The organism is Aeromonas sp. AE23HZ002T15 (assembly GCF_054165525.2).
Genome location: NZ_CM201342.1, coordinates 4,374,954 through 4,388,879 on the forward strand (window position 1 = coordinate 4,374,954; position 13,926 = coordinate 4,388,879).

The 13,926-nt window shown below is 59.8% G+C and carries 9 protein-coding genes; 4 read left to right on the forward strand and 5 right to left on the reverse strand.

Annotated features, from left to right (window positions below):
• Window positions 1-60: 60 nt before the first annotated feature.
• The 5 genes from ACT5M9_RS20475 to adhE form a co-directional block, all read right to left on the reverse strand.
• Window positions 61-1,485, reverse strand: a complete 1,425-nt coding sequence (locus tag ACT5M9_RS20475) for a carbon starvation CstA family protein (protein ID WP_457979275.1) — start codon at window positions 1,483-1,485, stop codon at window positions 61-63.
• Window positions 1,486-1,649: 164 nt separating this feature from the next.
• Complete coding sequence (gene btsR / locus ACT5M9_RS20480; protein ID WP_457979273.1) at window positions 1,650-2,354, reverse strand: two-component system response regulator BtsR; 705 nt, start codon at window positions 2,352-2,354, stop codon at window positions 1,650-1,652.
• The gene (locus tag ACT5M9_RS20485) at window positions 2,351-4,042 is read right to left on the reverse strand and encodes a LytS/YhcK type 5TM receptor domain-containing protein (protein WP_457979271.1); all 1,692 of its coding nucleotides are present in this window, start codon (window positions 4,040-4,042) and stop codon (window positions 2,351-2,353) included. Before ACT5M9_RS20485 ends, btsR begins: the two co-directional genes overlap by 4 nt.
• Before the next feature lie 353 nt (window positions 4,043-4,395).
• A complete protein-coding gene (locus tag ACT5M9_RS20490; RefSeq protein ID WP_457979270.1) occupies window positions 4,396-5,628 on the reverse strand; it encodes a cyclic di-GMP phosphodiesterase in 1,233 nt (410 codons plus the stop codon).
• Between the two features lie 110 nt (window positions 5,629-5,738).
• A complete protein-coding gene (adhE, locus tag ACT5M9_RS20495) occupies window positions 5,739-8,414 on the reverse strand; it encodes a bifunctional acetaldehyde-CoA/alcohol dehydrogenase (RefSeq protein ID WP_438549662.1) in 2,676 nt (891 codons plus the stop codon).
• A gap of 1,013 nt (window positions 8,415-9,427) precedes the next feature.
• Between adhE and ACT5M9_RS20500 the strand changes: the two genes are divergently transcribed.
• From ACT5M9_RS20500 to oppC, 4 genes are all read left to right on the forward strand, one after another.
• Entirely contained in the window at window positions 9,428-10,063 is a 636-nt protein-coding gene (locus ACT5M9_RS20500; RefSeq protein ID WP_438549661.1) for a YchE family NAAT transporter, read from the forward strand.
• 279 nt (window positions 10,064-10,342) lie between these two features.
• Window positions 10,343-11,962: an ABC transporter substrate-binding protein gene (locus tag ACT5M9_RS20505; RefSeq protein ID WP_457979267.1), complete on the forward strand. Its 1,620-nt coding sequence runs from the start codon at window positions 10,343-10,345 to the stop codon at window positions 11,960-11,962.
• Window positions 11,963-12,059: 97 nt separating this feature from the next.
• The gene (gene oppB, locus ACT5M9_RS20510; RefSeq protein WP_438549659.1) at window positions 12,060-12,980 is read left to right on the forward strand and encodes an oligopeptide ABC transporter permease OppB; all 921 of its coding nucleotides are present in this window, start codon (window positions 12,060-12,062) and stop codon (window positions 12,978-12,980) included.
• 14 nt (window positions 12,981-12,994) lie between these two features.
• On the forward strand, window positions 12,995-13,906 hold the full coding sequence (gene oppC, locus ACT5M9_RS20515) for an oligopeptide ABC transporter permease OppC (protein ID WP_457979265.1): 912 nt from the start codon (window positions 12,995-12,997) through the stop codon (window positions 13,904-13,906).
• Window positions 13,907-13,926 lie beyond the last annotated feature (20 nt).

Sequence of the window (13,926 nt, forward strand, 5' to 3'; positions counted from 1 at the left end):
TTATTGAAAATGAAGAGGCCCGGCAGCGATGCCGGGCCTCTTGTTTTTCAGGAGGAAGGGTTATCCACGCTCCTCGGCCTGGGTCAGACGGGGGGGTCTGAACTTGACCAGGAAGGCCAGGGTGATGAGGGCGGTAGCCACCAGACCGATGATGGTGGAGGTATCCATCGCCAGCCCGAAGCCGATGGGGGCGTTGGCCAGGTAGGTGATCACCACGGCGGTCATGAAGATGGCGGGAATGGTGCAGACCCAGTGCAGCTTGCCCTCCTTGATGAGGTAGGCGGCGGCGGCCCACAGCATGATGACGGCCGTGGTCTGGTTGGCCCAGCCGAAGTAGCGCCAGATCACCCCGAATTCCGCCTTGGAGATGATGAAGCCGAGCACAAACATCGGGATGGCGATGAGCAGGCGCTTGGCCATGGGCTTCTGGGTCAGCCTCAGGAAGTCGGCGATGATGAGGCGGGCGCTGCGAAACGCGGTGTCACCCGAGGTGATGGGCAGGATCACCACACCGAGGATGGCCAGGATGCCGCCGACGGTGCCGAGCAGGCTGGTGGAGACCTCGTGTACCACGGCCGCCGGGCCGCCGTGCGCCAGGGTGGCGTTGAGGGCTTCGGTGCTGTCGTAGAAGGAGAGACCCAGGGTGCACCAGATGAGGGCTATGATGCCTTCACCTATCATGGCCCCGTAGAAGATGAAGCGGCCGGACTTCTCGTTTTGCATGCAGCGCGCCATCAGCGGGGATTGAGTCGCGTGGAAGCCGGAGACGGCGCCACAGGCGATGGTGATGAACAAGAGCGGCCAGAGCGGCAGCTCGGTGGGGTGCAGGTTGGAGAACTCCATCCCCGTGTTGTAGAAGCCCTTGCCGGAGACCATGAGGCCGATGATGAGGCCGACCGACATGAACACCAGCAGGGCACCGAAGATGGGGTAGAAGCGGCCGATGATCTTATCGATGGGGACTATGGTAGCCAGAATATAGTAGGCAAAGATCGCGGCTATCCAGTAGACCAGATCGGTGGCGGTGAGGTTGGCCAGCAGACCCGCCGGGCTCAGCACGAACACCACGCCCACCAGCATCAAGAGCACCACGGCAAACAGGTTCATGAAGTGCTTGGCGGCGGTGCCGAGGTGCTCACCGACCACGGTCGGCACCGAGGCGCCCTTGGCGCGCACCGACAGCATGCCGGAGAAGTAGTCGTGGACGGCGCCGGCGAAGATGCAGCCAAACACTATCCAGAGCATGGCGACCGGGCCGTAGAGGGCCCCCAGGATGGGGCCGAAGATGGGGCCGACCCCGGCGATGTTGAGCAGTTGCACCAGGTAGACCTTCTTGTCCGACATGGGCACATAGTCCACGCCGTCGGCCATGGTGATGGCGGGGGTGGCCAATTCTGGCCTCGGGCCAAACAGCCGTTCGATGAATTTGCCATAGGTGAAGTAGCCCGCCACCAGCAGGCCGACGCAGAGGAAGAACCAGATCATTGTTACGCTCCAGCATTGTTATTTTATGGTGTGCGCCGGCAGTGTAAGGGGGGGGGTCTGTTAACGGCAGGTAAAGGTCGTGAGCGGCGCCATGGCGATGCGAGTGGCGATGGGGTGTGATCTTGCGCACAGTCCCCTTCTCTATCTGATGCCGAAAGGGTCGCCTATTCCAGGCCCAACTCGTCCTTGAGCGCCTTGAGGTAGCGGCGGCTGACAGGTACCCTGGCGCCACTCGGGGTGACTATCTCTGCCAGCTGGTTGTCCAGCAGCCGGATCTCGAAGATGGCGGAGGGGGCCACAAGATACTGGCGGTGGCAGCGCAGCAGCGGGGTCTTCTCCTCCAGGGACTTCAGGGTGAGCTGGGTGTGGAACTGTTCCCCCTGGCAGGCCACGTGCACGCCGCCGAGATCCGAGAAGGCGTACTCCACCTGTTCGATGGGCAGCAGCCTGACCCTGTTGTGCAGGTAGCCCGGGATGTGGCGTATGGTCGGGGCCAGCGCCGTCACCGGCAAGGGGCTGAGATCCTGCCGCAGCCGCCCCAGGGTCTTGGCGAGGCGGGCAGGCTCCACCGGTTTGAGCAGGTAATCAAACGCGTTCTCTTCGAACGCCTGGATGGCGTAGTCATCGAAGGCGGTGACGAAGACGATGCGGGGCAGGGGATCCAGCATGGCCACCAGATCCATGCCGCTCAGCTTGGGCATCTGGATATCGAGAAACACCACGTCTGGCTTGAGTGACTGGATGAGGGGCAGCGCCTCGATGGCATTGGCCGCCGTGCCCAGGATCTCGATATCGGCCTCGGGGGCGAGCAGCTCCGCCAGCTCTGCACGGGCATAGGGTTCGTCATCGACGAGGATAACGCGGATCATGTCATCTCCTTGGTAAGGCATTCGGGGGGCTTGGGCAGGGTGAAACTGACTCGGGTCCACTGCTCAGGCTCGCAGGCTATCTGGATGCCGAAACGCTCGCCGAAGGCGCTCTTGAGGCGCCGGTCGACGATACTCATGCCAAGCCCATCTCCCCCGGCGCCGGTCTGCCAGGCGCCGGCGTTGTCCTCCACGCAGAGGATGACCTTCTCCTCCTGTTCCTCAACGAAGAGACGGATTTGCCCCTGCTCCAGCAAGGAGCAGATGCCGTGCTTGATGGCATTCTCGATGAGGGGCTGCAGGGTGAAGCTCGGCAGCTTCAACTCCCCCAGATGGGGCGGGATCTCGTTTTGCACGCTGAGACGCTCCCCGAAGCGGGCCTGCTCTATCTCCAGGTAGGATTGGCAGTGCTCCAGCTCCTCCTGCAGGGTGACCAGCCCATCCTGGCGCTTGAGGTTCTTGCGAAAGAAGCGGGAGAGATGCAGCAGCAGCTGGCGCGCACGCTCGGGCTCGCGCCGCGTGATGGCGCTGATGGTGTTGAGGGTGTTGAACAGGAAGTGGGGGTTGATCTGGGCCTGGATCAGCTTGAGCTCGGATTGCACCAGCAGCCGCTGCTGCTGCTCCAGCCGCCCGCTCAGCAACTGCTGTGACAGCAGGTTGGCGATCCCCTCTCCCAGGGTGTGGTTGATCTTGAGGAAGAGCCGCTTCTTGGGCTCATAGAGCTTGATGGTGCCGATCACCCCCTTGTCCCCCTGCAGCGGGATCACCAGTACGGAGCCGAGCTGGCAGTGACCCGAGATGCTGCAGCGATAGGGCTGGCGGTTGCCATCGGCAAACAGCACCCGGTTCTGGGCGATGGCCTGTTGGGTGATGGCGGAGGTGATGGGGGTGCCGGGCTTGTGGTGATCCTCGCCGATGCCGATGAAGGCGAGGATCTTGTCGGTGTCCGTGATGGCGACGGCGCCGACCCCCGTCTCTTCCTGCACTATGTGGGCGATCTTCTGGCTCGCCTCGACGGTGAAGCCCTGGGTCATGATGCCGACGGTGCGGTTGGCGATGGTGAGGGCTTTGGCGGAGAAGACCCGGGAGAATTTCTCATACATCTGCTGCTGATCGCGGATCATGCTGATGAACAGCGCCGCACCGCAGGAGTTGGCGAGGATCATGGGGGTAGCTATGGTGCGCACCAGCAGCAGGGACTTGTCGAACGGGGTGGCGACCAAGAGGATGATGATCATCTGCAACATCTCGGCATAGAGGGTGGTGAAGAAGGCGATCCTCGGCTTGAACAGATCCTCCACCCGGTTGGCCCGCATCAACCGCCAGTGCACCAGGCCCCCCAGTAGGCCCTCGCAGGTGGTGGAGATGGCGCAGGCGAGATCGGTGAAACCACCCAGGGTATAGCGATGCAAACCGCCGGTCAGCCCCACCAGAAAGCCCACCAGAGGGCCCCCCAGCAAGCCCCCCAGCACGGCGCCGACGGCGCGGGTGTTGGCGATGGCATCGTCGATGTCGAGCCCCACATAGGTGCCGAGGATGCAGAAGGAAGAGAAAATGACGTATATCAGGATCTTGTGGGGCAGCCGGACTGAGTAGTTGGCGAGGGGGCGCAGCAGGGGACTCTTGGAGAAGAGGTAGGCGATGACCAGGCTGACACTCATCTGCTGGAGCAGGGAGAGGACTAACTGCATAAAAAACGTTCCTTAAAGCCAAACAGGACTATCAGGCCCTCACGGAGTTTTGTGATCCCGATCTCGCTTCATCCGGTGTCGTGGTGGGGCGGCGCGGCGCAGTGTGCCAGAAAGGCTGAGTAAAACCACATAAAATCAGCATGTTAAATTGATATTTGTGTAATCGGCACGAGATTGATATTGCTGGTGGGTGCATGAATGTATCCGCAGGATACGCCACACGGAGGTGGCATGCTCCGCCCGGCTTTATAGCTGGGCGTTTTTTATTCAGCCCCGATAGGGAACGATTTTAAGGGGCGTCTGGCAATTATTCAGGTTTGTCCAATGAGTTATCCCCAGCTTCTGGGGATAACTCAGAATGCGAAATAGTAACAGAAGCGCCGAGTCAGGTTGAAGAAGGGGCGCTGCCCCTCATCGAGATCCTCCTGACGCAGGGTGGCGACTATGCTGCGCTCGTCTTCCCGCAGATCGAGCATGGCCACCGCCTCCGGCCGCTGGGCCCTGACATAGGGCAGCACCTTGGGCTTGAGGGGCATGGTGGGCTCGGTGGAGAGCACCAGGGCGACGGAGTCGTCATCGAGCCGCACCAGGGAGCCGGGGGGATAGACCCCCAGCACCTTGATCAGCAACCGGACCAGATCCTGGTCGAACTTCTTCTGGGAGAGCTTGTAGAGCTGGGCGATGGCCTGGCTCGGCGCAGCCGGGTTGGCGCTGCTGCGCGGGTGCAGCAGCTCGTCATAGTAATCCACCAGGCCGATGAGGCGGGGGAGGGGCGGTATCTCCCCGCCCTTGATGCCGAGGGGGAAGCCGCTGCCGTCGAGGCGCTCGTGATGCAGATGAGCCACCTCGCGGATCCTGGGTTCAAAGGCCTGCAACTGGTTGAGCATCTCCAGCCCGTACTGGGGGTGCATGTTGAGAAAATTCTGCTCGGCGCGGCTGAGCTCTCCCCGCTTCTGGGTGATCTGGCCCGGGATCCTGAGCTCGCCGATGTCGTGGATGAGCCCTGCCAGCCCCGCCTCCTCGATCTTGATGGGGCTCATCTCCAGCTCCCGGGCCATCAACATGGCGATGAAGGCCACGTTCAGGCAGTGCTGCAGCAATATGTCCGTGTGCTGGCTGCGGATCAGGTGCAGGCCGAGGGGCCCCTGGTGCTCGACCAGGCGGGCGGCGGCGTTGCGCACTATCTGCAGGGTGTTGGCTAGCCCCTCGTCGGGCTTGAGGTTCAGGGAGCCGAGGGCGTCGCGCAGCTCGGACATGGACTGGCCGAACGCCTTGTCGGCGGCGCGAAGGGACTTGCGAAAGGCCTTCTCATCGAAGGAAGGGGTGCCCGGCAGGGGCATCTCCTGCTTGGGTTCGACTGGAATACTCTGGGCATGTTCGGCGCGGAGCAATGGTTCGAGGGGCAGGTCGCTCTTGTCGGGATCCACCATCAGCAGGCTGAGTTCGAGGTGGCGGAGGACGTCGAGTTGTTGCTGGTCACGGATCTTGAAGGCATTGAACATGAAAGGGTGGCTGGTCCAGCCCGTGGGGAGATGGATGTAGTGGCCGACTCTTAACTGCTCGATGGAGGCTTGGATCAGCGCCATATGCTCGCTCTGGTGTCGTGTTTGCCTACCAATAAGCTAGCAAAATTAAACAGATAGACAAATAAAAAAGCCCGCGCATCTGCGCGGGCTTTTGACATCAGGGCTGGTTATCAGGCCTTGGATTTTTTCTTGCTGTCTACCTTGGCTTCCACTTTGGCGGCAACCGGCGCGGCGGCAGGGGCCTCCTCGGTGAAGGGACGACCGTAGTAGGTGTCCATCAGGATGGCTTTCAGCTCGGTGATCAGCGGGTAGCGCGGGTTGGCACCGGTGCACTGGTCATCGAAGGCTTCCAGGGCCAGCTGGTCAACCTTGGCCAGGAAGTCAGCTTCGTTCACGCCGGCTTCACGGATGGAGGCCGGGATACCCAGGGTAGCCTTCAGCTCGTCCAGCCAGGTCAGCAGCTTCTCGATCTTGGCCGCGGTGCGGTCGCTGGCGGCGGTCAAACCCAGATGGTCAGCCACTTCGGCGTAACGACGACGAGCCTGCGGACGGTCGTACTGGGAGAACGCGGTCTGCTTGGTCGGGTTGTCGTTCGCGTTGTAGCGGATGACGTTGCTGATCAGCAGGGCGTTGGCCAGGCCATGCGGGATGTGGAACTCGGCACCCAGTTTGTGGGCCATGGAGTGGCAGACACCCAGGAAGGCGTTGGCGAACGCGATACCGGCGATGGTGGCGGCGTTGTGCACCTTCTCGCGGGCAACCGGGTCGTTGGCACCGTTGATGTAGCTGGACGGCAGGTATTCCTTCAGCAGTTTCAGGGCTTGCAGCGCCTGACCGTCGGAGTACTCGTTGGCCAGCACGGACACATAGGCTTCCATGGCGTGGGTGACCGCATCGATACCGCCGAAGGCGCACAGGGACTTGGGCATGCCCATGACCAGGTTGGCGTCGACGATGGCCATGTTCGGGGTCAGCTCGTAGTCGGCCAGCGGGTACTTCATGCCGGTGGCGTCGTCGGTCACGACCGCAAACGGGGTCACTTCAGAACCGGTACCGGACGTGGTGGTGATGCAGACCAGCTCGGCCTTCACGCCCATTTTCGGGAACTTGTAGATACGCTTGCGGATGTCCATGAAGCGCATGGCGAGATCCTCGAACGCTGTGTTCGGGTGCTCGTACATGACCCACATGATCTTGGCCGCATCCATGGGTGAACCACCGCCCAGGGCGACGATCACGTCCGGCTTGAAGGAGTTCGCCATCTCGGCGCCCTTGCGTACCACGGACAGAGTCGGGTCGGCTTCCACTTCGTAGAACACTTCCACTTCCATGTTCAGCTTCTTGAGCAGACGAACCACTTCGTCGGCATAACCGTTGTTGAACAGGAAGCGGTCGGTGACGACCAGGGCGCGCTTCTTGCCTTCCAGGTCGCCCAGAGCGATCGGCAGGGAACCACGACGGAAGTAGATGGATTTCGGAAGTTTGTGCCACAGCATATTTTCTGCCCGTTTTGCGACTGTCTTCTTGTTGATCAAGTGCTTGGGACCGACGTTCTCGGAGATGGAGTTACCACTCCAGGAGCCGCAACCCAGGGTCAGGGACGGGGCGAGTGCGAAGTTGTACAGGTCACCGATACCACCCTGAGTGGACGGGGTGTTGATCAGGATACGGGCGGTCTTCATCTTGTCGCCGAAGTACTTGATGCGGTCGGCGTTGCGATCCTGGTCGGTATACAGACCGGAGGTGTGGCCGATACCACCGATGTTGACCATGTCGCAGGCCATCTCGACGGCTTCTTCGAAGTTCTTGGCGCGGAACATGCCCAGGGTCGGGGAGAGCTTCTCGTGAGCGAACTCGTCTTCGGCGCACAGTTCCAGACCTTCACCGATGAGGATCTTGGTGGTAGCCGGTACGGTCACGCCCGCCATGGCGGCGATCTTGGTCGCCGGTTGGCCCACGATGTCGGCGTTCAGGGCGCCGTTGATCAGCAGCACCTTGCGCACCTTGTCGGCTTCGTCCTTGGAGAGGATGTAACCGGCGTGGGTGGAGAAGCGCTCCTTGACCTGGTTGTAGATGGAGTCAACCACGATGACGGCTTGCTCGGAGGCACAGACCACGCCGTTGTCGAAGGTCTTGGACATCAGGATGGAGGCGACGGCGCGCTTCACATCGGCAGTCTCGTCGATGACGATGGGCACGTTGCCCGCACCCACGCCGATGGCGGGTTTGCCGGAGGAGTAAGCGGCCTTCACCATGCCCGGGCCACCGGTGGCCAGGATCAGGTTGATGTCGTCGTGACGCATCAGGGCGTTGGAGAGCTCAACGGAGGGTTGGTCGATCCAGCCGATGATGTTCTTCGGCGCACCGGCGGCAATGGCGGCATCCAGTACCAGCTTGGCAGCGGTATTGGTGGAGTTCTTGGCGCGGGGGTGCGGGGAGAAGATGATGGCGTTGCGAGTCTTCAGGGAGATGAGGGCCTTGAAGATGGCGGTAGAAGTCGGGTTAGTGGTCGGAACGATACCGCAGATGATGCCTACCGGCTCGGCGATGGTGATGGTACCCATCTCGTCGTCCTGGCTCAGGATGCCGCAGGTCTTCTCGTCTTTATAAGCGTTGTAGATGTATTCGGAGGCGAAGTGGTTCTTGATAACCTTGTCTTCGATGATACCCATACCGGATTCGGCCACGGCCATCTGGGCCAGGGGGATACGGGCGTTGCTGGCGGCCAGGGCGGCGGCACGGAAGACCTTGTCGACCTGCTCTTGCGAGAAGCTGGCGAATTCACGCTGTGCTTCTTTGACGCGGGCAACCAGTGCATCCAGTTCAGCCAAATTGGTTACTGCCATGTTTATCTCCTGATGATTTGAAAACTGTTTAGTAAGACCTTGGCAATGCCCGGCAATTATAGCCGCCCTGTCAAGGAGAGAATCACCATAACGGGGTATTTACATGTCTTAGTAAACTGCTTTCTGACTCGATTATGAGCGGGGTCGCGCCAGAAAAACTTGATCTGGATCATATGTAACAAAAGAACAAAAGAAATTTTGTTTCAAAGATGTAGGGCGGTCGCGACCGTCGGTGAGCGGGACAGGGGGCCGAGGGGGTGGGTTTCGATAAGCCCATGGTTAATTAATTACATTTCAGTGGTTTATCGATTAATAGTCGATGTGGACATTGGCTCTCATGGCGATAGCCGGGCATGAAGAGGCGGCCCTGAGGCGCTTGCCCGAGGGATGGCCGCCGTCGGATAGCGGGCCGGATCCCGTTGCTTTCCATCAGAAAAGACTTTCCCCCCCGATCTCCTGGCGACTTTTATGCTGGGGCAGGGCATCGACGGGGATGAGCATCTTGCTGCGCCCTGGCGGCGCTTTCGTGGATCAGGGGAGAGGGACCGGTGGCCACCGGCTGCGACCCGGTTTGACCGACTTAGGGTTGGCTCGAGCCCTTGCCGGCAAGCAGGGGGCCATAGCGGCAGGGGGATATTGTCGGAACAGGTGGCGACCTGGCCGCAGGGTTAACGAGCGGGTGGACGGCCAGAGAACGGGCAGTAGGTGATCGTGAATACCTTGTTATCGGCTCAAGTTTCCATCCGGGAAATGCGGCTGTGGTGAAGGGAAATGTCGTAGGGGTCGATAACGGCAGCATAAAGCATCAACGGGGCTGGCCGAAATGTTAATTCGACGGCGTTGGCTTTAACAACTCGATATGTTGATTTTTGTCGATACATTAGAGGAACTAACTGAAAAGCCACGGAAAGGGTGAGATTATTTGATTGGTGAAGGGAAAAACCATGGTGTAAATTTACGCCCAGTTTGGTTGGGATGGCCACTGTGGCCCGAATTGGTTCTGGATGACGCCTATGGCAGCAATTGACTTCTCTTTGTACCTGAAATTTTTCGTTGGTCTGTTCGCCATCATCAACCCGCTGGGTCTGTTGCCGGTGTTCGTCAGCCTGACCGGCCACATGCAGCCGGAGGAGCGGCGCAAGACCAACACCACGGCCCACATCGCCGTGATGGTCATCCTGATGGTCTCCATGTGCATGGGGCAGTTGATCCTCGACGGTTTCGGGATCTCCCTTGCGTCGTTTCGCATCGCCGGCGGCTCGCTCATCACCCTGATCGCCTGGTCCATGCTGCAGGGCAAGCTTGGGGAGGTGAAGCACAACAAACAGGAGAAGGGGGAGCTTGCTGCCCGTGAATCCATTGCCGTGGTACCCCTGGCCCTGCCACTGATGGCCGGCCCCGGCGCCATCTCCTCCTCTATTGTCTATGCCAGCCAGAAGACCCTGCCCCAGATGGCCGGCATGTTCCTGGTGGTGGTGGCCTTCGCCTACTGCTCCTGGCTCATCTTCCGCGCCGCTCCCCTGCTGTTCAAGCTGATGGGCAACACCGGCATCAACGTGGTCACCCGGATCATGGGTCTCATCATGATGTCCCTCGGCATCGAGATCATGGTGGCCGGCATAAAAGGGGTCTTCCCCGGATTGATGTGACTCAGCTCCCCTTTGTCAAAGCCGGTCCCCGTGACCGGCTTTTTTTGTTTCTTTTTTGTGAGTCATTTTCTAGAATCGAGCGGCTTTGTACGAAAAACACCCATCACAAAGTATTTAAATGCTGATAAATGGGGTTAAAGCTGTTTTTTTAACCATTACGAAGCGGTTCCCCTGATGATATCTATTGCATTATCAGAAATCACAGGGAATTATGCTGGCTGCGAGGTGTTTATCTCGCGGATGGACAAATGCATGGAATGTTCTTGTTGGAGTATGGAAATGACTCATAAAAAAACAATTATTAATACCCTCTTGGTGGCAGCATTGTTTGGTGGCATCGGTGCGGCACAAGCCGCCGATGTGCCCACAGGTACCAAGCTGGCAGACGTTCAGCAACTGGTGAAGGGCAATGGATCCGAGCCCGCAACCCTGGATCCGCACAAGACCGAAGGAACGGTAGAATCCAATATCCTGCGTGACCTGTTCGAAGGTCTCGTCACTTCCGGCCCCAAAGGCGAGACCCTGCCTGGCGTGGCAGAGTCCTGGGAAACCAAGGACAACAAGCACTTCGTGTTCCACCTGCGCAAAGACGCCAAGTGGTCCAACGGGGATCCGGTAACCGCCCACGATTTCGAGTTCGCCTTCAAGCGTGCGGTCGACCCCAAGACTGCCTCTCCCTACTCCTGGTACATGGAGATCCCGACTATCGTCAATGCCACCGACATCATCGCTGGCAAGAAGCCGTCTGACACCCTGGGTGTGAAGGCGGTGGACGATCACACCTTCGAGGTGCAGTTGGAGAAGGCGGTTCCCTATTTCGTCAGCATGCTCTCCCACACCACCACCTACCCGGTGCCGAAGAAGGTGATCGAGAAGTTTGGTGACAAGTGGACCCAGCCCGGCAACATGGTGTCCAACGGCGCCTACGTGCTGAAGGACTGGGTGGTCAACGAGCGTGTGGATGTCGAGCGCAACCCCAACTACTGGGACAACGCCAAGACCGTCATCAACAAGGTGACCTATCTGCCGATCCAGTCCACCAACGCCGAGCTGAACCGCTACCTGGCCGGTGAAGTGGATCTCACCTACAACATGCCCATTGAGCGCTTCAAGCAGATGAAGAAAGAGCTGCCCAAAGAGGTGCAGGTCAGCGGCTACGTGGGTACCTACTACTACCAGTACAACTTCAAGCACAAGCCGTTTGACGACGTGCGGGTGCGTACCGCGCTCTCCTACGCCATCGATCGCAACGTGATTGCCGACAAGGTGATGGGCAAGGGCGAGACCCCGGGTTACACCCTGGTGCCTGATTTCGTTGACGGCTTCAAGCCGGTGGCACCGGCCTGGTCCAAGCTGACCCAGGCCGAACGCGATGCCAAGGCGAAAGAGCTGTTGACCGAAGCCGGTTACGGCCCGGGCAAGCCGCTCAAGTTCGAGCTGCTCTACAACACCGACGACAACCACAAGAAGGTGGCCGTGGCCGTCGCCTCCATGTGGAAGAAGTTGGGTGTTCAGGTGAGCCTGGTGAACCAGGAGTGGAAGACCTATCTGGAAACCAAGAAGCAGGGTAACTTCGACGTGGGTCGTGCCGGCTGGATCGCGGACTACAACGAAGCCTCTTCCATGCTGGATCTGATGCAGACCACCCACGGCAACAACGATGGCAAGTACTCCAACACCGAGTTCGACAAGCTGATGAGCGAGTCCCGTAACCAGGTGGATGCCGAGGCGCGCAACAAGCTCTATGTCCAGGCCGAAGACATCCTGGCCAAGGACATGCCGATCGCCCCCATCTACCAGTACGTGACCTCCCGCATGGTCAAGCCCTATGTAGGCGGCTACCCGGCCAACCCGCTGGACAACCTCTACAGCAAAGACATGTACATCATTGCTCACTGAGTAAAGAAACAAGTCGCATAACAAGCAGGCCCGCCGGATGGCGGGCCTTATATTACAACCGCGACCCTTTGGAAGCAGTACAGGACAGGAAATGTCTATGTTGAAATTTATCTTTAAACGTCTACTGGAAGCGATCCCGACTCTGCTGGTCTTGATCACCGTCTCCTTCTTCATGATGCGTTTCGCCCCGGGCAACCCCTTCACCAGCGAACGCTCCCTGCCGCCGGAAGTCTTGGCCAACATCGAGGCCAAATACGGTCTGGACAAGCCCATCGGCGTGCAATATCTGACCTATCTGGGCAACCTGGTCCAGGGCGACCTCGGTCCCTCCTTCAAGTACAAGGACTTCACCGTCAACGATCTGGTCAGTCAGGCACTGCCTGTCTCCGCCAAGATTGGCTCGGTCGCCTTCCTGCTGGCTGTGACCCTGGGGGTGACCTTTGGCACCATAGCGGCCCTCAAACAGAATACCCTCATCGACTATCTGCTGATGTCGTCGGCCATGGCCGGGGTGGTGATCCCGGGCTTCGTGCTGGCGCCCTTGCTGGTGCTCTTCTTCAGCATCTATCTCGGCTGGTTCCCGGCCGGTGGCTGGCAGGGGGGCGGGGCCCAGTTCATGGTGTTGCCGGTATTCGGCATGATGATGTACTACATTTCGGCCATCTCCCGCATCATGCGCGGCAGCATGATCGAGACCATGAATTCCAACTTCATCCGCACCGCCCGTGCCAAGGGCCTGCCCCTGCGTCACATCATCCTGAAACATGCCCTGCGTCCGGCCATGTTGCCGGTTGTCTCCTACCTGGGGCCGGCCTTCGTGGGCATCATCACCGGCTCCGTGGTCATCGAGACCATCTTCGGCCTGCCGGGGATCGGTCAGCTGTTCGTCAACGGTGCCCTCAACCGTGATTACTCCATGGTGCTCGGTCTGACCATTCTGGTCGGCGCCCTTACCATCACCTTTAACGCCGTGGTCGATATCCTCTATGCCGTCATCGACCCCAAGATCCGTTACTAAGTCGGGAGTACATCATGGTAGTCACAACTGAAAAGCGCGAAGCCGTCGAGGCGTTCGCCCAGAAAGTGGAAGTGGTGGAAGGTCGCTCCCTGTGGAAGGATGCCCGTCGCCGTTTCCTGCGCAACAAAGCGGCCCTCACCAGCCTCATCATCCTCTCCATCATCGGATTGGCGGTGATAGTGGGTCCCCACCTGTCCCAATACACCTTCGATGATCCGGACTGGGGTGCCATGCAGACCGCGCCGGACATGGAAACCGGCCACTGGTTCGGCACCGACAGCCTGGGGCGCGACCTGTTCGTGCGCACCCTGCTGGGCGGGCGCATCTCGCTGATGGTCGGCATCATGGGGGCCCTGGTGGCCGTCATCATCGGCACCCTCTATGGCGCCGCTTCCGGCTTCATCGGCGGTCGGGTCGACAGCCTGATGATGCGGGTCCTCGAGATCCTCAACGCCTTCCCCTTCATGTTCTTCGTGATCATGCTGGTGACCTTCTTCGGTCGCAACCTGGCGCTGATCTTCCTCGCCATCGGCGCGGTGAGCTGGCTCGACATGGCCCGGATAGTGCGCGGCCAGACCCTGAGCCTCAAGAGCAAGGAGTTCATCGAGGCGGCCCACGTCTGTGGCGTCTCCAAGTGGAAGATCATCACCCGTCACATAGTGCCGAACGTGCTCGGTATCGTGGCCGTCTACGCCACCTTGCTGGTGCCGGGCATGATCATGTTCGAATCCTTCCTGAGTTTCCTCGGACTCGGCGTGCAGGAACCCATGACCAGCTGGGGTGCCCTGCTGGATGAAGGCTCCAAAGCGATGGAAGTGGCCATCTGGCAACTCTTGTTCCCCGCCGGTTTCATGGTGGTGACCCTGTTTTGCTTCAACTTCCTCGGGGATGGTCTGCGCGACGCTCTCGATCCAAAAGATCGATAAAAACAACCCCTCAGGATCGT